The 21,020-nt window shown below is 65.5% G+C and carries 17 protein-coding genes and 1 pseudogene; 15 read left to right on the forward strand and 3 right to left on the reverse strand.

Annotation, left to right across the window (positions count from 1 at the left end; all coding sequences use genetic code 11):
• The first annotated feature begins 47 nt into the window (after window positions 1–47).
• From ACPXB3_RS01160 to truB, 3 genes are read left to right on the forward strand one after another with little or no spacing between them, the layout of a single operon-like run.
• Window positions 48–1,028: a metallophosphoesterase family protein gene (locus ACPXB3_RS01160; protein WP_425703311.1), complete on the forward strand. Its 981-nt coding sequence runs from the start codon at window positions 48–50 to the stop codon at window positions 1,026–1,028.
• Window positions 1,025–1,690: a 4'-phosphopantetheinyl transferase family protein gene (locus ACPXB3_RS01165; protein WP_425703313.1), complete on the forward strand. Its 666-nt coding sequence runs from the start codon at window positions 1,025–1,027 to the stop codon at window positions 1,688–1,690. The genes ACPXB3_RS01160 and ACPXB3_RS01165 overlap by 4 nt, the downstream gene beginning before the upstream one ends.
• Window position 1,691: 1 nt before the next feature.
• Window positions 1,692–2,609, forward strand: coding sequence for a tRNA pseudouridine(55) synthase TruB (gene truB, locus ACPXB3_RS01170; RefSeq protein WP_425726008.1), 918 nt, complete (start codon window positions 1,692–1,694; stop codon window positions 2,607–2,609).
• Between the two features lie 49 nt (window positions 2,610–2,658).
• Here the strand turns inward: truB and ACPXB3_RS01175 are convergent, their stop codons facing one another.
• Window positions 2,659–3,384, reverse strand: coding sequence for a metal-dependent transcriptional regulator (locus ACPXB3_RS01175; protein WP_425726010.1), 726 nt, complete (start codon window positions 3,382–3,384; stop codon window positions 2,659–2,661).
• 172 nt (window positions 3,385–3,556) lie between these two features.
• On the opposite strand from ACPXB3_RS01175, the gene ACPXB3_RS01180 reads away from it, so the two are divergent.
• From ACPXB3_RS01180 to ACPXB3_RS01235, 12 genes are all read left to right on the forward strand, one after another.
• The gene (locus ACPXB3_RS01180) at window positions 3,557–4,525 is read left to right on the forward strand and encodes a bifunctional riboflavin kinase/FAD synthetase (protein ID WP_425703319.1); all 969 of its coding nucleotides are present in this window, start codon (window positions 3,557–3,559) and stop codon (window positions 4,523–4,525) included.
• Window positions 4,526–4,680: 155 nt separating this feature from the next.
• On the forward strand, window positions 4,681–4,950 hold the full coding sequence (rpsO, locus tag ACPXB3_RS01185) for a 30S ribosomal protein S15 (RefSeq protein WP_425703321.1): 270 nt from the start codon (window positions 4,681–4,683) through the stop codon (window positions 4,948–4,950).
• A 440-nt stretch (window positions 4,951–5,390) separates the two neighbouring features.
• A complete protein-coding gene (locus ACPXB3_RS01190; RefSeq protein WP_425726012.1) occupies window positions 5,391–7,673 on the forward strand; it encodes a polyribonucleotide nucleotidyltransferase in 2,283 nt (760 codons plus the stop codon).
• 244 nt (window positions 7,674–7,917) lie between these two features.
• Complete coding sequence (locus tag ACPXB3_RS01195) at window positions 7,918–9,291, forward strand: NtaA/DmoA family FMN-dependent monooxygenase (protein WP_425726014.1); 1,374 nt, start codon at window positions 7,918–7,920, stop codon at window positions 9,289–9,291.
• Window positions 9,292–9,345: 54 nt separating this feature from the next.
• A complete protein-coding gene (locus ACPXB3_RS01200) occupies window positions 9,346–10,389 on the forward strand; it encodes an ABC transporter substrate-binding protein (protein ID WP_425726016.1) in 1,044 nt (347 codons plus the stop codon).
• A complete protein-coding gene (locus ACPXB3_RS01205; protein WP_425726018.1) occupies window positions 10,386–11,213 on the forward strand; it encodes an ABC transporter ATP-binding protein in 828 nt (275 codons plus the stop codon). Before ACPXB3_RS01200 ends, ACPXB3_RS01205 begins: the two co-directional genes overlap by 4 nt.
• A gap of 1 nt (window position 11,214) precedes the next feature.
• Window positions 11,215–12,858 (forward strand): ABC transporter permease, encoded by a 1,644-nt coding sequence (locus ACPXB3_RS01210; RefSeq protein ID WP_425726020.1) that lies wholly within the window; start codon window positions 11,215–11,217, stop codon window positions 12,856–12,858.
• A gap of 28 nt (window positions 12,859–12,886) precedes the next feature.
• Entirely contained in the window at window positions 12,887–14,260 is a 1,374-nt protein-coding gene (locus ACPXB3_RS01215) for an NtaA/DmoA family FMN-dependent monooxygenase (RefSeq protein WP_425703333.1), read from the forward strand.
• A 104-nt stretch (window positions 14,261–14,364) separates the two neighbouring features.
• Complete coding sequence (locus ACPXB3_RS01220) at window positions 14,365–15,768, forward strand: NtaA/DmoA family FMN-dependent monooxygenase (protein ID WP_425703335.1); 1,404 nt, start codon at window positions 14,365–14,367, stop codon at window positions 15,766–15,768.
• 39 nt (window positions 15,769–15,807) lie between these two features.
• Window positions 15,808–17,175, forward strand: a complete 1,368-nt coding sequence (locus ACPXB3_RS01225) for an amidohydrolase family protein (RefSeq protein ID WP_425726022.1) — start codon at window positions 15,808–15,810, stop codon at window positions 17,173–17,175.
• Window positions 17,172–17,702: a flavin reductase family protein gene (locus ACPXB3_RS01230; RefSeq protein WP_425726024.1), complete on the forward strand. Its 531-nt coding sequence runs from the start codon at window positions 17,172–17,174 to the stop codon at window positions 17,700–17,702. The genes ACPXB3_RS01225 and ACPXB3_RS01230 overlap by 4 nt, the downstream gene beginning before the upstream one ends.
• Window positions 17,703–17,712: 10 nt before the next feature.
• Complete coding sequence (locus tag ACPXB3_RS01235; RefSeq protein ID WP_425703339.1) at window positions 17,713–18,480, forward strand: NRDE family protein; 768 nt, start codon at window positions 17,713–17,715, stop codon at window positions 18,478–18,480.
• Window positions 18,481–18,840: 360 nt separating this feature from the next.
• On the opposite strand, the pseudogene ACPXB3_RS01240 reads toward ACPXB3_RS01235, so the two are convergent.
• Both ACPXB3_RS01240 and ACPXB3_RS01245 read right to left on the reverse strand, forming a co-directional pair.
• A pseudogene (locus ACPXB3_RS01240) lies at window positions 18,841–19,314 on the reverse strand (YcnI family protein); the annotation flags it as partial.
• Window positions 19,315–19,331: 17 nt separating this feature from the next.
• Window positions 19,332–21,020 (reverse strand): copper resistance CopC/CopD family protein, encoded by a 1,689-nt coding sequence (locus tag ACPXB3_RS01245; protein ID WP_425726026.1) that lies wholly within the window; start codon window positions 21,018–21,020, stop codon window positions 19,332–19,334.

The following is a 21,020-nucleotide window of genomic DNA, read 5'->3' on the forward strand; positions in this document are numbered from 1 at the left end:
ATGGCGGGCGCCCCCTGTGAACAGAGCGCATGGCACGATGGATACTCGTGGCAACTCTCTGGGCGATCAGCGATCTGCACGTTGCGCACCGCGGCAACGAGCACATCCTCGACGAGATCCGCCCGCAGTCGGGCGACGACTGGCTGATCGTCGCCGGTGACGTCTCCGAACGCACCGACGACATCATCGACACGCTGCGTCGGCTGCGAACCCGCTTCCACACCGTCATCTGGGTACCCGGCAACCATGAGCTCTACACGACGGCCCGGGATCCGCTGCAGATCTTCGGGGTGGCCCGCTACGACTACCTCGTACAAGCCTGCCGGGACATCGGGGTGGTGACGCCCGAGGACATCTATCCGCTGTTCGATCCGGGTGACGGTTCGGCACCGGTCCGGGTGGTGCCGATGTTCTTGCTCTACGACTACACCTTTCGGCCCGAGGGGACGACGACGGCGTTGTCGGCGCTGGCTCTGGCCCGTGAACGCAACGTGGTGGCCACCGACGAATTCCTGCTGTCGCCGGAGCCGTTTCCGACACGAGACGCGTGGGGGCGGGCCCGGGTGGCGGCCACCCGGGCGCGGTTGGAGGCTCTCGACCCCGATGAGCAGACCGTCCTGATCAATCACTGGCCACTGCGCCGCGAACCGACCGACGCACTCATGTATCCCGAATTCGCACTATGGTGCGGCACCACCGAGACCGCAGACTGGCATACCCGGTTCAACGCCGCCTGCTGTGTATACGGCCATCTCCATATCCCGCGGACGACGTGGTACGACGGTGTCCGCTTCGACGAGGTGTCGGTGGGCTATCCTCGCGAGTGGAAACGCCGTGGCCTCCCGGAACCTTTGCTGCGCAAGATCATCCCGAACGACGTGCAGCCGTCCGACCTACCCGAGCACGGCGCACGTTTCGAGCTACCACCCGACTATGCCGAACGTGCCGCCGAGTTCCGGCGCCGCATCGAAGAACGCCGCACCGACAGAGAACGCGCCCGACGACAGACAAGCGAGGACGGCTCTTGATCGAGCAACTGTTGCCGGCCGGCGTGGCGTCGGCCGAATCCTTCGGCGATCCACCGGATCTGGTGCCGTTGCCAGGGGAGGAGTCACTGATCTCGCGGGCGGTGGAGAAGCGGCGTCGCGAGTTCACGACGGCGCGGCACTGCGCACGTCAGGCGCTCGGGCAGCTCGGTATCGAACCGGTCGCGATCATGCGTGGTGAACGGGGGATGCCGTTGTGGCCGCCGCAGGTCGTCGGCAGTCTGACCCATTGCGACGGATACCGTGCCGCGATCGTGGCCTACGCGATGGCCGTGCGGTCGCTCGGCATCGATGCAGAGCCGCACGACGCGTTGCCTGCCGGCGTCCTCGACCACACAAGCCTGCCGCAGGAGCGGGAGGTGCTCGCCGGGCGACCCGACACCCTGCACTGGGACCGATTGCTGTTCTGCGCCAAGGAGGCCACCTACAAGGCGTGGTTCCCGCTCACCGGCCGGTGGCTGGGATTCGAGGATGCCCACATCGGCTTCGACCAGGATCCGGCCGCCGACGTGCCCACCGGCACGTTCCGGTCGCAGATCCTGATCGACGGGCGCGCCACCGATGGGGGCACGCCGTTGACCGAGTTCAGGGGCCGCTGGAAGGTCGACCAGGGACTGATCACCACCGCGATCGTGGTCGTCTGAGATGGCCGACGCATCCATCGAGAACGCCGGTCTGGTCATCGTCGACAAGTCGGCGGGCATCACCAGCCACGATGTGGTGTCACAGTGCCGCAAGATCTTCGGCACCCGCCGGGTGGGGCACGCGGGCACACTGGATCCGATGGCGACGGGGGTGCTCGTGGTCGGCATCGAGCGCGCCACGAAGTTGCTCGGCTTGCTCTCGCTCAACACCAAGTCCTACACGGCGACAATCCGATTGGGCGCGGCCACCGACACCGACGACCGCGAGGGCCAGATCATCGGTCGAGGCGACGTCGCAGCGGTGACCGACGAGACCATCGCGGCAGCGGTGGCCGATCTCACCGGTGACATCTCGCAGGTTCCGGCCCGGGTGAGTGCGATCAAGGTCGACGGCCGCCGGGCCCACGCGCTCGCGCGCACCGGCGCCGAGTTCGACCTTGCGGCTCGACCGGTCACGGTGTCGCGCTTCGAGATTCGCGCGACGCGCCGTGCCGATGATGACAGTGGAGAGGCGCGCTTTCTCGACCTCGACGTGGAGGTCGACTGCTCGTCGGGAACCTACATCCGCTCGCTCGCACGCGATCTGGGCGATGCGTTGGGGACCGGAGGTCATCTGACCGCGCTTCGGCGCACCTCCGTCGGACCGTTCGTCCTCACGCACGCGCGCACTCTCGAAGAACTCGCCGAGGCTCCGGGGCTGTCGCTGACGATCGACCAGGCGGCACTGCTGTCGTTTCCACGACGCGATATCGACGACGACGAGGCCGAGTCGATCAGCCAGGGGCGGTGGCTGGTGCCGCTGGGCAACAAGGGAATTCACGTAGCGGTGGACCCGCGTGGGCAGGCGATCGCCCTCATCGACGAGCGGGGACGCCGGGCCAGCTCGGTGATGGTCGTGCGGCCGGCGACATTGCGCTGAACGTCATCGGACCCGGCCGAGGCGGCCGGGGAGAGAAAATGCGAGGCGCTCAGCCGGCCGGTATCAGGAAGATCGCGCGCGCGGCGATGTCGCCGAGATCGATGGGTGCGCCGTCGTTCACGCTGATCGCGATGGTGCCGGCGAACGGTCGTTTCTCGACGACGGTGAGGGCGCAGTCGAGCGCGACACCCATCTGGTCGAAGTACCGCAGCATCGCCGGATCGGTATCGGAGATCCGGGCGATGGTCCCGGAGTCGCCGACGTCGAGATCAGCAAGTGAACTGGCGTCGGGCGTGGGCACCGATCCGTCGACGGCGGGGATCGGGTCGCCGTGCGGATCGCGACTGGGGAAGCCGAGTTTCGCGTCGAGGCGGGCCACGAGCCGGTCGGAGACAGCATGTTCGAGCACCTCGGCCTCGTCGTGCACCTCGTCCCACCCGTAGCCGAGTTCACGGACCAGGTAGGTCTCCAGCAGACGGTGCCGGCGCACCATCAACACCGCGGCCGCCCGCCCGCGGTCGGTGAGTGTCACCGCGCCGTAGCGCTCGTGGGACGCGAGGCCCTGATCGGCGAGCTTCCGGATCGATTCCGATGCGGTCGATGCCGATACGCCCATCTTGTCGGCGAGCAGTTTGGTGGTGACCTTGACGTCGGCCCACTCCTGGGATGTCCAGATGACCTTCAGGTAATCCTGCGTCACGGTCGACAGCGTGGCCACCGCGCGCTCGATGTCGTCATCCCCACCACTGGTCGACGGCAGTCCTCTGTTGGGCATGGCCGCAAGCTTATGTGGCGATCGGCTCCAGATGCGAAGCAGTGCATGCCGGGGCCGAGTCATCGGCGCGCGGACACCTCCGCTCCATCCGAATCGTTGGTGGGTTCTACCTCGTGTTCACTCGGCCGGTCGGTGCTGGTCTGGCGGTGGCGGTGGCCGTAGTCTGGTCGGCGTGTTGCGTTGGCGAGGTCTGGAGGACGTCCCCGCGGATTGGGGTCGGTGTGTGGTCACGATCGGCGTCTTCGACGGTGTGCACCGCGGGCATGCGGAATTGATCAGCGCCGCGACGCGGGCGGCGCGCGAGCGCGGCGTCCCGGCGGTGCTGATGACGTTCGACCCACATCCCGCGGAAGTCGTGCGGGCAGGTAACCATCCGCCGCAGCTCACCACATTGACGCGCCGTGCCGAACTCGCCGAGCAGCTCGGTATCGACGTCTTCTGTGTGATGCCCTTCACGCCGGAGTTGGCCTCGCGCACGCCCAAGGACTTCGCGCACGATGTGCTCGTCGAACGGCTGCACGCCGCCGATGTCGTGGTAGGTGCCAATTTCACCTTCGGGAAGAAGGCGGCCGGGGACGTCGCGAAACTCACCGAGCTGGGTGCGAAGTTCGGGTTCGCGGTACAGGCGGTATCGCTGTTCGGTGAAGATGCGGTGACCTACTCGTCGACCTACATCCGGTCGTGCGTGGCTGCCGGTGACGTGGAACGTGCCGCCGAGGCGCTCGGCCGCCCCCATCGGGTGGAGGGGGTGGTCGTCCGCGGCGACGGCCGTGGCCGCGAATTGGGTTTTCCGACAGCCAATGTCGCGCCGCCCATGCATGCGGCGATCCCGGCGGACGGGGTGTATGCAGCATGGTTCACCGTCCTCGGGGCCGGACCGGTGGTCGGCCAGGTGGTGCCCGGTGAGCGGTACGAGGCCGCGGTGTCGGTGGGCACCAACCCGACGTTTTCGGGGCGTACGCGCACCGTGGAGGCGTTCGTGCTCGACACCAGCGCCGACCTCTATGGGCAGCACGTCGCGGTCGACTTCGTCAGTCACATCCGGCCGATGGAACCGTTCGACAGCATCGACGATTTGATCACCGCGATGGCAGGCGACGTCGACAAGACACGCGTGATCCTCGCCGAGGCCGCGAACTGATCGTGCCCGTCGATTTGGGTGCGGCCGATTGCCGCTGGTAGATTGGTTCGTCGGCGTTGCTGCAGTCCGCGGTGGCACGCCGCCCCGAACCCGCCCTGGTGGGCGCGAGACGGGGATCAGAATTGTCGCGGCACTGAGAAATTAGGAGTATCTCCATGGCACTGACAGCTGCCGAGAAGAAGGAAATCCTGGGCCAGTACGGCCTGCACGAGACCGACACCGGCTCACCAGAAGCTCAGGTCGCGCTGCTGACCAAGCGCATCAGCGACCTCACCGAGCACCTCAAGGAGCACAAGCACGATCACCACAGCCGCCGCGGGCTGCTGCTGCTGGTCGGCCGTCGCCGTCGCCTGCTCAAGTACGTCGCCAAGGTCGACATCGCGCGCTACCGTTCGCTCATCGAGCGGCTCGGCCTGCGTCGCTGAACGGTCCGTCAGCGACTGTCGCTGCGCGATTGCATCCAGACATCGGAGACCCGGCCACCTTCACTGGAGGTGACCGGGTCTTTGGCGTATCGATGATAAGCTGGCGACGGAACGTTGCCGTGACGTGTGAGTCCACGGAAGTGATGACGAGCCAGATCGGTCCTCGGTAGTGGCCGCCGGAACACGAAGTTTCCGGCCGCTTCGATCGAAGGCCGTCTGAGCAGACAAGCGGGGCGCACAAGCGCGCCGATCACCTCCCGTCGACGATCGCACTCATGCGTGTTCCGGGCTGACGCATACGCGGGCACCGAGACGAGTCGACGATTGAGTGCCGTCTTCGCCCCGTTCGCCGATCAGTCGATATCCGCATAACGAAGGCCGCACGATGCGGCCACCCACGGCTGCCGGATGCGGCCGCAACGAAGGGATCAACACCCCACATGACCGATGTGACCACCACCGAAGATTTCACCGACTTCGACGAAACCATCACCGAGGCCACCGCTGTCATCGACAACGGCAGCTTCGGCACCCGCACCATCCGCTTCGAGACCGGCCGACTGGCCCAGCAGGCCGCCGGTTCGGTGACCGCCTACCTCGACGACGAGACCATGCTGCTCTCGACGACGGCGGCGTCCAAGCACCCCAAAGAGCACTTCGACTTCTTCCCCCTCACCGTCGACGTCGAGGAGCGGATGTATGCCGCCGGGCGCATCCCGGGCTCGTTCTTCCGCCGCGAAGGCCGTCCCTCGACCGATGCGATCCTGACCTGCCGCCTGATCGACCGGCCGCTGCGGCCGACGTTCGTCGACGGCCTGCGCAACGAGATCCAGGTCGTCGTGACCGTGCTCAGCCTCGACCCCAAGGACCTCTACGACGTCGTCGCGATCAACGCGGCGTCGGCCTCCACCCAGCTCGGCGGTCTGCCGTTCTCCGGCCCGGTCGGTGGCGTGCGTGTCGCGCTCGTCCCCACCGAGGAGAACAAGGCCGGCCAGTGGGTGGCATTCCCGACCGTCGAGCAGCTCGCCGGCGCCGTGTTCAACATGGTCGTCGCCGGCCGCATCGTCTCCGGCAGCGGTGACGATGCCGACGTCGCGATCATGATGGTCGAGGCCGAGGCCACCGAGAACGTCATCGAGATCATCGCCGGCGGTGCGCAGGCGCCGACCGAGGCGATCGTCGCCGAGGGCCTCGAGGCCGCCAAGCCGTTCATCGCGCGTCTGTGCGAGGCACAGAAGTCGCTGGCAGCCGCCGCGGCCAAGGAGACCGCCGAGTTCCCGCTGTTCCCGCCGTATGAGTCCGACGTCTTCGACGTCGTGTCCGCCGCGGCCACCGAGAAGCTCTCGCAGGTTCTCACCATCGCGGGCAAGCAGGAGCGCGACGAGAAGACCGACGAACTCAAGGCGCAGATCCTCGATCAGCTCGCCGGGCAGTTCGAGGGACGCGAGAAGGAGATCGGTGCGGCCTTCCGCTCGGTCACCAAGAAGCTTGTGCGTCAGCGCATCCTGACCGATCACTTCCGCATCGACGGGCGCGGCATCACCGACATCCGGTCGTTGTCGGCCGAGGTCGCGGTCATCCCGCGTGCCCATGGCAGTGCACTGTTCGAGCGTGGCGAGACCCAGATCCTCGGTGTCACCACCCTGGACATGGTCAAGATGGCCCAGCAGATCGATTCGCTGACGCCGGAGACCTCCAAGCGCTACATGCATCACTACAACTTCCCGCCGTATTCGACCGGTGAGACCGGTCGCGTCGGGTCTCCGAAGCGCCGCGAGATCGGCCACGGTGCCCTCGCCGAGCGTGCCCTGGTGCCGGTCCTCCCGAGTGTCGCGGAGTTCCCGTACGCGATCCGTCAGGTCTCCGAGGCGCTGAGCTCCAACGGCTCGACCTCGATGGGTTCGGTCTGCGCCTCGACCATGTCGCTGCTGAATGCCGGTGTGCCGCTGCGTGCTCCGGTGGCAGGTATCGCGATGGGTCTGGTCTCCGACACCGTCGACGGCGAAACCCGCTATGTTGCCCTGACCGATATTCTCGGCGCCGAAGATGCCTTCGGCGACATGGACTTCAAGGTCGCGGGCACCAAGGACTTCGTGACCGCGCTGCAGCTCGACACCAAGCTCGACGGCATCCCGAGCCATGTGCTCGCCGGTGCGTTGAACCAGGCCAAGGATGCCCGGTTGACGATCCTCGACGTGATGTCGGAGGCGATCGACGAGCCCGACGAGATGAGCCCGTACGCGCCGCGGATCACCTCCATCAAGATTCCGATGGACAAGATCGGTGAGCTGATCGGGCCCAAGGGCAAGACGATCAACACGATCACCGAGGAGACCGGCGCCAACATCTCCATCGAGGACGACGGGACCGTCTTCATCGGTGCGACCGACGGCGTTTCGGCGCAGGCGGCAATCGACCGCGTCAACGCGATCGCCAATCCGCAGCTGCCCAAGGTGGGCGAGCGCTTCCTCGGCACAGTGGTCAAGACCACCGCCTTCGGCGCGTTCGTCTCGCTACTGCCGGGCCGCGATGGCCTGGTGCACATCTCCAAGCTCGGTAAGGGCAAGCGCGTCAACAAGGTCGAGGACGTCGTGAACGTCGGCTCGAAGTTGCGCGTGGAGATCGCCGACATCGACGAGCGCGGCAAGATCAGCCTCATCCCGGTCGACGACGACGCCAAGAACGACGCGCCGGCCGACGACAAGGCGACTGCCGACGCCTGATCGACAGGGGGCCTCCGCCCCTGAGCCACAGGTAAACGCCACAGGCCGCCGTCATCATGACGGCGGCCTGTGGCGTTTGTTGTGGAGCGGACTGGGAGCCGGTGCCGCCAGCTGAGTTTCGTGTTCGTTACGTTCCTGAAAATCAAGCTCCTCTCTGTTGCGTGCGAGTCTGAGCACTTGCAAAATCGATTCGGCACAACGTCGTGCAATTCATTCACCATCTAGGTCATGAGGAGCACCCCAGGTGCCGCAGGCTGCAAAGACACTCTCTCTCGGCGCATTCGAGATCATGTGCCCCAACTTCTTGAGTAATGCGTGGTCGCATGCCCGCAGCGATACCCGGGATTTCGACACGCTCGGGTACTGGCAGGATCTGGCACGCCGTCTCGATGCCGGTGGTTTCGACTACCTGTTCTTCGCCGACGCGAGTGGCTATCCGATGGATGGCGACGACGTGCCCGAAGTGGTCATCCGTGAGGCCGTCCAGTTCCCGGTACTCGACCAGATGTCGTTGATCTCCGGGCTTGCGGCGACGGTTCCGCGGTTGGGTTTCGTGGTCACCGCGTCCACCACCATCGAGCGTCCCTACATCCACGCACGCCGCTTCTCGACCCTCGACCATCTGACCGCCGGACGCATCGGCTGGAACATTGTCACCTCCGACATGCAGGAGTCGCTGGTCAAGCTCCTCGGCGAGCCGTCGGTTGTCCGTCACGACGAACGATACGACCGCGCAACAGAATTCGTCGAACTATGCCTGCAGCTCTGGGAAACTGCCTGGGACGACGGCGCTTTCGTGTTCGACAAGCGAGCACGGACGGCCATCGACCCCTCACATGTTCATCGGCTGAAGTATCAGGGCAAGTTCCACGCCTTCGACGGGTACTACCCCGTCAACCCGTCGCCGCAGCGCACCCCTGCCCTGTTCCAGGCCGGAAGTTCACCACGTGGGCTGCGTTTTGGTGGCGACTTTGCCGAATGCGTCTTCATCCAGAAGCGGGATAGCGCCTCGACACGCGCCATGGTCGACGCCGTACGTTCGGCTGCGGCCGAGTCGGGCCGGGCCCGTGACTCGGTCAAGGTCATCAACAGTGTCTCGGTCGTCGTCGCCGACACCGAGGAACGCGCACACGAGATCCGCGCCGAACTCGAGGCGACCCCGTCGATCGAGGCATTGGCGGCCCATTACCTGGGGTACAGCAGCATCAACCTGATGAACCGGCCGCGCAACAGCACACTCGACGGCGCGCGTTCGGAGAACGGGCAGTCGTCGGCGGCCAAGTACCAGAACGGCGCTGCCAGTCCGACGGTGGGGGAGATCTTGGCGGGCCTGCCCAAGACCACCGGCGGCCTCAAGATCACCGGAACTCCCGAACATGCTGCCGAACAACTCATCACCGTTGGCGCACAAGCAGATCTGGACGGATTCCTGATAGAGCGGACGTTCGGCGGGGTCGACTGCTATGACGACTTCATCGAGCGTGTGATGCCGATCCTCCGTGACCGGGGTGCAATCCCCGAGGCGCCGGCGGATGGCACGCTGCGTGAACGACTGACGGGTTCTGCCGATCTCCGGCTTCCGGGCTCGGTCCGGGACGCGGGTCTACCGCCTGCCTGACCAGGGCGTCTTGCCCACACCGATCGTATCCCCCTGAATCTCCGAGGAGACCTTGTGTTCGAAACCACCAACAGTGCCTGTCGTCGGAAGCGACGCGTACTGACCACAGTCGTCGCCGTGTTGGCGGCGACGTTGACCGTGTTGCTCGCCGCGTGTTCGGGAGGAGGCTCGGGTGACGACGGAAACGGCTACCGCGCGAGTATCCAGCTGGGATGGCTGCCGAATATCGAGAACGGGTCATTCGTCTACGCCGACCAGAAAGGCTTCTATCACGATGAGGGTGTCGACGCGCGCATTCTCGCGGGCGGGCCTCAGGTGGCCATCGACGCCCAGGTGACGAGTGGGAAAGCACTCGTCGGCCTGTTCAGCAGTGAGTCGCTGGCCAATGCGGTTCTCAACGGTGCGCCGCTGGTCGCCGTGTCCGCGATCTATCAGTACTCGTCCTTTGGCTATGTCACGCTCAAGAATTCGGGCATCACCGATCCACATCAGTTCGAGGGCAAACGGCTGGGTGTGGCGGCCAACGACCGGACCACCGTGCCATTCCTCAAGTCCATCGGGGTGAACACCGATTCCATCACGTTGGTTCCGGTTGACGGTTCGCCCACCCCATTGGTGAACCACGACGTCGACATCAGCACTACGCCAAAGGGCAACATTCCGGTGGCGTTGGCAGACAAGGGCATCCAGACCAATTTCATTCCGGTGGCCGATTACGGCTACAACCGGTGGTCGAGTGTTCTTGTCGTTCGTAAGGATTCGTTGTCGGATCCGAAGAAGCTCAAGGCGATCAAGGGCATCATCGCCGCGACCCAACGCGGCTCTCAGGCATTCATCGACAATCCCGATGACGTCGGGAAGGTGGTGTATGACGCCTACGGTGCGAAGCAGGGACTGACCGAGCAGTCGCAGATCGACGGCGCCAAGGTGTGGGCAGGGTTGATCACGCAGGGCCAGCAGCTCTATCACGGCAAACTCACCGAGATCACCGATGGTGGTATCGCGACCAATCAGCAATTGATCGACCGGATTCTGAAGGTCAACCTCGACGCGCACAAGATGTTCGATCAGTCGGTGGCGCAAGGGGTGTTGAAGTGAGTGTCGAGGTGTCCGGCGGCCCGGGTCGGGCCGAGTCGCCGACGCCGCTGGGTACCGGGCTGGTGGCGGCCAAGGTGACCCGCGAGTTCCGGGGACGTCACGGTGTCGTCGCCGCGCTCGACGGGGTGTCGTTCCCGACGGCGGCGGGGTCGTTCACCACGTTGATCGGCCCGTCGGGGTGTGGCAAGTCCACATTGTTGCGGATGTTCGCGGGTCTGGATGATCCGACGACGGGATCGGTGGCGGTACTCGGTGATTCACCGCACAAGGCGCAACGCGATCATCGGATCGGTGTGGCTTTCCAGGACGCGGCGCTGTTGCCGTGGCGCACCGTGGAAACCAATATCGCTCTCCCGCTACAAGTGGCCGGGCGCAAGGTCGACCCGAAGCTCATCGCCGATCTGATCGCATTGACCCGGCTGACCGGATTCGAGAAGGCCCGGCCGGCGCAGTTGTCCGGCGGGATGCGCCAGCGGGTGGCGATCGCGCGGGCGCTGGTGCTCGAACCCGAGGTGTTGTTGCTCGACGAACCGTTCGGGGCGCTTGACGATATAACCCGGCACCAGATGAATATCGAATTGCAGCGAATCTGGACCGAACGGCCGTCGACCACGCTGCTGGTGACGCATTCGCTGACCGAAGCGGTGTTCCTCAGCGACGAGATCGTGGTGATGGCCGCGCGACCGGGCCGGGTGGTCGACCGTGTCGGTATCGAGCTGGATCGCCCGCGGACCGCCGAGGTGCGGCAGTCCCCGGAGTTCCACGCCTACGCCGACGACTTGTCGCAGAAGTTGCAGCGGGCGACCCACGCACAGGAGGCATGAGGTGGCGGTCCTCAACGCGTTGGCGACGCCACCCCGGCGTATCGCCGGTGTGAACTGGCGAAGCGTCGGGATCCCGATCGCCTTGATCGTCGGTGCGGTGGCGGTGTGGTCGGCGATCACCGCGGTGGTCGGGGCCACGACGATCCCGTACCCGTGGTCGATCATCGCGACCATGATCGACGACTGGCCGCTGCTGTGGGACAACACCACGAGCACCCTGTACACCGCGGTGTGCGGACTTTTCGCCGCGGTCGTGGTGACCGCGGTCCTCGGGGCGGTGTCGTTCGCGTTGCCGTTCAGCCGGCCGGTGGTGGTCAGCCTTGCCACCGTCGTACACGTCATCCCGATTGCAGCGGTGGCCCCGATCGTGGTGGTCGCGGCCGAGCCCGAGATGGCGCGCATCATCGTCGCGGCGCTACTGGTGTACTTCCCACTGCTGATCGGTGTGCTGCTGGGCCTCAACTCGGTCGATACGCGCGCCATGGACGTCATCACCGCCAGCGGCGGAGGCTCGTTGGCGCAACTGCGCCGGGTGCGATTCGCCTCGGCCTTGCCGCACATCATCGCCGGACTCCAGATCGGTGTCCCCGCCGCGGTCGTGGGCGCGATGCTGGGTGAGTTCTTCGGTTCCGAAGAAGGGCTGGGCGCAATTCTGCTCGTCGCGCAGCAGCAGTTCTTCGTCAACCGCGTCTGGGCCATCGGAGTGCTCGCCGGTCTCATCGCGACCGCGGGCTTCGGCCTGGTCACCCTTGTCGCCAGGATCGCTGTGCCGTGGGCGGGGGAGGACGTCACCGTCGGGACCTCGGTGGCCGGCGGCGCCGGGCACCGCCTGGGGCCCGCCAAGACGGTGCTCGCGGCAGTGGCGTCATTCGTGTTGATCATCGGCTTCTGGTACAGCCTGCGCTACGTCTTCGGGTTCGACTCGTACTTCGTGCGGACCCCCGACGAAGTGATCCGCTTCATGATCAGCGGCGATCCGAACGGAGTCGCGGCCGCATCGTCGCTGACCGACCGGGGAGGCCCGACCGGATTCTGGGGCTCGTTCCGAACCGCGCTGGGACAGACAATAGTTCACGCCGCCGTCGGGTTCGTGTGCGGCATCGTCGTGGCCGTACTCGCCGCCATCATGGCCGTCGCCGCGCCGAGTGTGGGCAGACCATTCACCGCGGTGGCCACCGTCGTCCGGTCGATCCCGCTGCTCGCGATGACACCGGTGATCGTGCTGGTCTTCGGACGCGGTCTGATCGCGGTCACCGTGATCATCGTCCTCATCACGTTCTTCCCGACGATGGTCAATGTGATCGCCGGACTGCGTGGCGCACCCGCCACCACAGGCGACGTCATCCGCGCCAGCGGTGGCCGCAACGTCGACGTCGCCCGCTACACACAACTGCTGTACTCGGTCCCGTCGATCATCGCCTCGGTACGAATCGCCGTACCGGCCGCGATCAGCGGCGCGATGCTGGCCGAATGGCTCGCCACCGGCGACGGCGTCGGATACATGATCGCGCTCGCATCGGTACACGGCCAATACCTGCAACTGTGGACCGTCAGCGCACTGATGGTGGTCCTCGTCCTCATCCTGTACGGACTCCTCGGCGCCATCAGCGCAGTGATCAGCCGACGAATCGGCATCGCAGATTAGCATCGCGCGTTTCCTCGCTAGGAGAATTATGAAAAGAATTGGATTGGGCGCATTCGAGACGGTGCGGCCCATCAACGGGAACAAGATCGCATGGACGCATCCGCAGAGCCGGCATCTGGAATACGCCTCATTGGGATTCTGGATGGATATGGCACGTATGATGGATCGCGCCGGGTTCGACTTTCTCTTCTTCGCTGACACGTATAGCTATCCCACAAGTGGTGATCACGCGAATCCGGCATCCATCAGGCAGGGTGGATTCCCCAATCTCGAGGCGCAGATGTTGATCCCGGCGCTGGCATCGGTGACGGAGAGCCTCGGGCTCGTCTACACCACGGCAACCGGACTCGACCATCCGATCCAGATGGCGCGTCGACTTGCCAGCCTTGACCATTTGTCCAACGGCCGGGTGGGTTTGAACATGGTGACCGGAAATGGGCCGGATGTCGTGAAGATGCTCTTCGGACATGAGTCGATGCGAGACCACGAGTTGCGATATGCGCGAACGAACGAATACATCGACCTCTGCCTGAGGTACTGGGAGGGCTGCTGGGAGGACGACGCGGTACGGGTCGATGTCGACCAGCTCGTATACGCCGATCCCGCGAAAGTCCATCGGATCGACTTCGAAGGAAAGTACTACCGAACCAACGGGTACCTCACGGTCGAGCCGTCGCCTCAGCGCACTCCGACCCTCTTCCAGGCGGGGACCTCGGATACCGGAAAGGATTTCGCCGCTCGGTACGCGGAGTGCATCTTCGTCAAATCCGATGCGCTCGACCGTACCGCGGCGACGGTGTCCGATATCCGTCGGCGTGCTGAGGGCTTCGGGCGCGACAGCAACGACATCAAGATGTTCTGCAGCGTGAGTATCGTCTCGGGGCCGACAACCGAGGATGCGTGGGCGTTTCGCGACGAGGTGCAGTCGCTGCAGACCGATGAGACCGTCGCGGCACTGTATCGGAACCTCTCCGGGATCGACCTCCTCGAACTCGATGAGAACCTGCCACTCACCCAACGCGCGGACGGAATGGCGCTCGGCGAGCTGAACCAGAGCGATGTGGCGCGCTATCTGCCGCGAGATGGCGAGTCCGGTCCGACGGTTCGCGAGATTCTCGAGGATCTGAAAGGTGCAAACCCGAGCGATTGGGTGATCATCGGTGACGGCGCAGAAGTCGCCGACAAGATGGAGCACATCGTCGATACCACCGACATCGACGGGTTCATGCTCTCGCCGGCCGTCGACATCGCCGAATTGCAGCGATTTGCCGATCACGCCCTACCCGAACTCCGACGACGTGGGCGTCGCGAGGAGCCGGGTGGCCCGACGTTCCGGGAGCGGATGTTCGGGCATGCCCATCTCAAGGGGACTCATCCCGGTGCGGCACACCGGGTGTCGTGACACCCGAGTGCACACCGACGCACGACGATACGGCTCGTGCGACGAAGGACGCCCACGGATGATTCACCATCGACGAACAGAACTGATGCGAGAGAAGGAAGAACTTGACACAGAAACGGATCGGTCTCGGTGTCTTCGAGTCGCCGCGCCCACAGAACGGGAACAAGATCGGGTGGACGCATCCGATGAGCAGACATCAAGAATATGCCTCGCTCGGGTTCTGGTGCGATATGGGGCGGATGCTCGATGATGCCGGATTCGACTTCCTGTTCTTCGCGGACGGTTACGGCTATCCCATGACCGATGATGGATACGCGAACGAGATCTCGGTTCGCCAGGGTGGCTTTGCCGGTGTGGAGTCGCAGATGATCATTCCGGCGCTGGCGCAGGTGACGCGCAACCTGGGCCTGGTCTACACCACACCCACAGGACTCGACCATCCGATCCAGATGGCGAAACGCCTTGCCACACTGGATCATTTCACGAACGGCCGGGTCGGTCTGAACATGGTGACCGGTTCCGGACAGGACACGATCGCGCAGCTGTTCGGCCATGATGCCATGCGGGGACACGAGCTGCGGTATTCCCGCATGCGGGAATACATGGATTTGTGCCTCAACTACTGGGAGGGGTGCTGGGACGACGACGCGGTGATCAGGGATACCGGAGCGGTCACCTATGCCGATCCCGACAAATTGCGACGTATCGAGCACGACGGCGAGTACTACCGGACGAAGGGATATCTGGCTGTTGAGCCGTCGCCCCAACGGACACCCCTGCTGTTCCAGGCAGGCACGTCGCAGACCGGACGGGCCTTCGCCGCGAAGTATGCCGAATGCGTGTTCGTGAAATCGGACAGCCTGTCGGCGACCGCCGAGGCCGTGGCCGACATCCGGCATCGAGCAGAACTCGCCGGTCGCGCTCCCGATGATCTGAAGATGTTCTGCAGCATCTCCATCACCGCGGGCGCGACCACCGCCGACGCCCAGGAATTCCGGCGAAGTGTTCTGGCGCAGCAGACCGACGAGACAGTGGCGGCGGTATACCGCAACCTCGCCGGTATAGATCTTCTGGCGCTCGATCCCGATCGTCCGCTTACCCAGCGTGCCGACGGTGCCTCACTCGGAGAACTGAATCAGAGCGATGTCGCGCGGTATCTCCCGCAGAACGGAGAGCCCGGACCGACGGTGCGCGAGATCCTCGACGACCTCAAGGGCGCCACCCCCAGCGACTGGGTCATCGTCGGCGACGGCGCGGAGGTGGCCGACAAGATGGAACACATCGTCGACACGACCGACCTCGACGGCTTCATGCTCTCGCCTGCCATCGACATCGCCGAACTCGGCCGCTTCGTCGAGTACGCGTTGCCCGAACTCGAACGGCGGGGGCGCCGGGACCCGTTGCACGGGACCACACTGCGTGAACGACTGTTCGGTCACTCCCGGCTGAGCCCGACACACCCTGGCGGGGCGTATCGCTTCGTCCCCGGTCAGACGACCGTCTCGTAGTGCCGAGCCGTTCGGCTCACCGATCCCGAAAGGGGTGCCATGAACACCGCTGATCTGGTTATCCAGAATGCATTCGTCGTGACCTTTGACCAAGACCGAAGTGTCCATGACGACGGTGCCATCGCGATCAGGAACGGAACGATCGTCGATGTGGGTAGGACCGTCGACGTGTTGCAGCGGTGGACGCCGGCCGAGCGGATCTTTGCCGGCGGGAAGATCGCCATCCCGGGGCTCACGGATGCTCATGTGCACACCGCGCAGACGTTGATGCGCGGACTCTTGGCCACTCTCGGGCAGCAGAGATCGCTGCGTGTGCCGACGTGGCGTGAATACCTGGTGCCGTTCGAGGCCGCACTCTCGCCCGACGATGTGGAGTTATCGGGATTGCTTGCCTACACAACCATGCTGGCCACCGGGACCACGTCATTCTTCGAGGCCGGCGGACCGCATCCGGAAGCGATGGCGACCGCGGCGCTCGCCACCGGCATTCGCGGGTCGGTCTCGGTGTCCACGATGGACGGCGGCGCCCGACTGCCCGGCTCGATGGTGGTGTCGACCGAGCGCGCCCTGACCCAGAACGTCGAACTGGTGGAGAACTGGCCCGCGAAACCGGACGGCTCCACCAGGGTGAGCGCAGGAATGTCGCTGCGCCAGATCATCTCCTGCACGCCGGAATTGATCGTCGACATCCATCGTGAGGCCGCGGTACGCGGTGTGAAGGTGCACACGCACCTCGTCGAGGGAACCTACGAGATCGACTTCGCGCTCGAACGTTATGGCAGGCGACCGATCGAGTTCTTGATCGGGCTGGGGGTATTCACTCCGACATTGCACGGAGCGCATTCGGTGCTCGCCGATGTTCATGATGTGGAACTGTTCGCACAAAACGGTGTTTCCGCGGCTCACTGTGCAAAGGGGAACTACGCGATCGGACGGCCGCCGGCCTTGGACATGTGGCGTCGCGGCGTAGCGATCGGGCTGGGCACCGATGGCGTCTCGACCCTCGGCACGCTCGACCTCTTCCGGGTCGCAATGTTGGCCCGAATCGGTCAGCAGCACATCTACGCGACTCCCGTACACAATCGGAACGGCGTGTCGGCCCGGGAACCGCTCGAGATGGCGATCGTGGGTGGTGCGCGCGCGATGGGGACCGGGGATCACACCGGCGGTCTCGAGGTCGGCAAGCGTGCCGACGTGGTCTTGCTCGCCACCGACGGACCGGACGCTGCCGGCTATGCGTCGGAGACGGCGTTTCTCTACGAATGTGCAAGTGGCCGCGACGTTCACACCGTCCTCGTCGACGGGAGGGTAGTGGTCAAGGATCGCGAGGTGCTCACCGCCGACACCGAGGGGATCCGCATGCGGGCGCGGGCACGCCAGAACGAGCTTTCGAAGGTGCTGCAGTGAATCGGGAAGCGTCGAGCCCAATCGATGTGACGACTACGCCGATGCCGGCCGACTCGGCAGCGATCAGGTCGGCGTTCTCCCGATTCCCTTCGGGTATCGCCGCATTGTGCGCCGCCGTCGAGGGCGAGCCGGTCGCGTTGGTGGCATCGTCCTTTCAGGTGGGGATCTCCCTGGATCCACCCCTGGTCCTGTTCTCCGTCCAGCAGTCGTCGACGACCTGGCCTCGCCTTCGTCGAGCGACTCACCTGGGCGTGAGCATCCTCGGCGCCGATCACGGGGAGATCTGCGCTCAGCTCGCCGCGAAGGACAAGTCGGCGAGGTTCAAGGACATCGAGACGATCGTCGATGCAGACAGCGCGGTGTTCCTTCCAAATTCGGCGCTTCTTATGAAGTGCAGTATCAGGTCGGAGACGGCAGCCGGTGACCATCGACTCATACTGCTCGAGGTGCTTGGCGTACAGGCCGACACCCGTGTCGAGCCGTTGATCTTCCATGGGTCGGAGTTCCGGGGGCTCGATCGTCGGTAGCCTTGCCTGCGTGTGCCTGATCCTGTTCGCCCTCGATGCCCATCCGCGCTTTCGGCTGGTGCTGGCCGCCAATCGCGACGAGTTCTTCGCGCGCCGCACCGAGCCGGTACATCGGTGGCCGGATCTGCCGGTGATCGGTGGACGGGACCTTGCGGCCGGTGGAACATGGATGGGGATCTCGACCCTCGACTCGCATCGGTTGGCCGCGGTCACCAACGTGCGCGACGGTATTGCACAACCGTTGCCGGACAAGCGGTCCCGCGGCGCGCTGCCGGTCGACTTCCTGACGACGGACGCGCCGGCATCGGGGATGTGTGCGGCATTTGTCGCGCACGCCGGTGACTACGCACCGGTGAACCTGTTGCTCGATGATGGCGTCGAAATGCATTGGGCGACGAACCATCCTGGCGCAGCTCCGGCCGAAGCGACGACGAGCCGGGTCGCACCGGGACTGCACGGGGTGTCCAACGGGCTACTCGACGAACCGTGGCCCAAGATCACACGCGGCGTACAGGCGCTCCGGGAGAACCTCGAAGCCGAGCCGACGGTGCTGCTGAATATGCTGCACGACACCACAATCGCCGACGACACTCATCTTCCGCATACGGGTGTGCCGGTGGCGCAGGAACGCGCGTTGTCGGCGATGTTCGTCGAGATGGGCGACTATGGCACGCGGGCGAGCACAGTCGTGCGCATCGACCACGACGGTCACGGCGACATCACTGAACGGCGTTACCCGTACGGCGAGCCCCCGCGCACGGTGACCATCGATTTCTGAGACGCCAACGTCAGCTGGACGAGCCGATCCTCTCCTCGTCCGTATCGGGCAAATGCTCGGAGGCGGTGTCGGTTTCGGCTGACACCACCGCGGTGCGGCCGGCGGCCCCCTACCGCCCCCCAGCAGTGCGATGCCCACCAGGGCGGCGAGTGCGAGCGCCACACCGACCACCGACACCGCCTGCCACCACCCGGATGACGATGACGAGGACCCGTCACTCTGCGTGGCCGCCTCGTCGATGGATGCTTCCTCGGCTCCGTGGGCGTCGACGGCGCCGTGCTCGCCCGCGGCGGCCGGCGCGAGTGTGACCACCGGCGCCGGATGTTCCGGCTCCGGCTGGCCCGCTGCGGCGACCTCGTTCCACGAAACGATCGTGCCGTTGCCGTATCGCTGTTCGGTGGGGAGGCTGATCGACGTCGTGTTCTTCGGCCACGGCCCGCCGGAGAAGGTGAACTGCCCGAATTCGCTGGGCCGGAGTCCGTTCTCGGGAGTCGCCGCCTGCCAGGTGATACGGGAGATCCGTTGCGATCCGGTCGTTTCGGTGCGGTCGATGGTCGCGGTCCAGCCCGGGATCGGCAGGGTTCGCACCGATGTCAGATCGACGCCGTCGGGAATGGTGGCCGTGACGCCGACGGTGGGGGAGTTGTCGTCCTCGCTGGGCACGAGCAGCCGGACCTGACCGTAGCGGCCCTGGGTCGGCGACGTTCCCGGATCGACGGTGACGTGGGCGGAGGCCGCCGGCGCGGCGGTGAGCATCGCAAGGCCGCACAGTGTGGCGACCACCAGCATCACTCGACGCGGTGTGTGCCGCCACGTTCGTCGGGTCGTACTCATCGATCTTCTCCTTGCTCTCAGATGACGGGGTAGGTGAAGCCACCGACGTACACAAGCGAATCCTGGTAGCCGGGGACGACTTTGAGGGTTCCGGACCAATCTCCGGTGGTGGGGACGTTGACTGCGGGACTGACAAAGGTGACCGACGCGGCTCGGCCCTGCTCGATCGATCCCGGCAGTCGGTACACGAACTCGACAGGCAGTGATGCCACACCGGCATCCGCATTGCGCAACGAGAGTTCGATCCGTTGCGGCGGCGGGGTGCCCGGAGTGCGCGGAATGACGGTGACCCGGAAGGTCTGCGGACCGCGCCGAGCGGGTCCGACGTCGACGTCGACCCGGTATCCGCCCACCGCGAGTTCGGCGCTGCGGGTCGGCGCGTAGGTGGTCGCGGCCGGTGCGACCGAGGACAGGAGCCCGGCCACGATCACGATGACAGCGCCGAGGAGAGCTTCGACGGCGACGCGAGACCTGATGCGCGGTGACGGAGCCGGCGAGCTGTTCGCCGTCACGGTGGGGCGGGCGATCCGGCGGTGCGCGGTCCACCCGACGACCAGCGCCGCGGCGACCAGGACGACCTTGACGATCAGGATCTGTCCATAGGTGGTCTCGAACAGCGCTGCGGGATGGCGCACCTGGACCACGGACTGCACGATCCCGGTCGCGACGAGTGCCGCCACACTCACCGCGGCGTAACGCGACCACGACGGCAGTCGACCCGCGAGGGCCGGCGTGAGTCGATCACGCCAGAGCCACCAGCCGAGAACGACGAGCCCGCCGATCCACGTGACCATTGCGAGCACGTGCACGAGGGTCGTGGCGAAGCGCCACCACTGAGCGTTGCCGCCGTGCCCGTTGCGGACCACCGTCGCGAGTACCAACAGTGCGAGTACGCCCTCGAACGCCCACCATGCGCGCGCCCACGCGGCCCCTCGGCGCACACCACGCGGCGGTGGGATCGTGAGGATCAACATCAGCAACGCGGCGATACGCACATACACCGCGACCGCATAGGACGACGACGCGAAATCTGTCAGGCCGGCCCACGTGGGTCCGCCGGGGATCGCCGAAGCATCCCAACGGTATTGCGTCAGGATCTGTGCGAGCGATATCCCGACAGCCAGACCACCGCAGATTCGCGCCAGCCGCCACACGGCCCGTCGCCGTCGGCGCGAGGCGCCGAGCAGCAGTGTCATCGGGATCGTGCCGAGTGCGCCGATCAAGGCGAGGTACAACGCTCCGGTGACGATTCCGGTGGTCGATCCCCACGCGGCGCTGGGCGATCGGCCGGGTGGTGGGGGCAGCGTGATCGCCGGGACGCCGTAACCGAATTGGATGGACCCACCCACGGGGTGGGTGTCGGCGGAGACCACCGACCAACTCGCAATATAGGTGTTCTCGGCGAGCGGAGATCGCAGACCGATCAGCAGTGTCCGGCCACCGTCGACGAGTCGGGCCAAGCCGTCGTCCACCGCGACCCCGGACGAATCGAGCACGCTGACACCACGATTGGCGGCCGGCAACGAGACCGGTTCGTCGAACTCGATTCGGACCTCATGCGGCGGTGAGGTGACTTCGGCACCGTTGGATGGCGTGGTGGCGACGATGACCGCATGCGCCGACGCCACCGATGCCGTCGCCGTGAGCGCCGAGGCGACAGTCAGGACACCCGCTGCCGCCAGCAGGCACAGGAGAAGCCGACGCAC

Source organism: Gordonia sp. DT219 (genome assembly GCF_049847065.1).
Taxonomy (GTDB): domain Bacteria; phylum Actinomycetota; class Actinomycetes; order Mycobacteriales; family Mycobacteriaceae; genus Gordonia.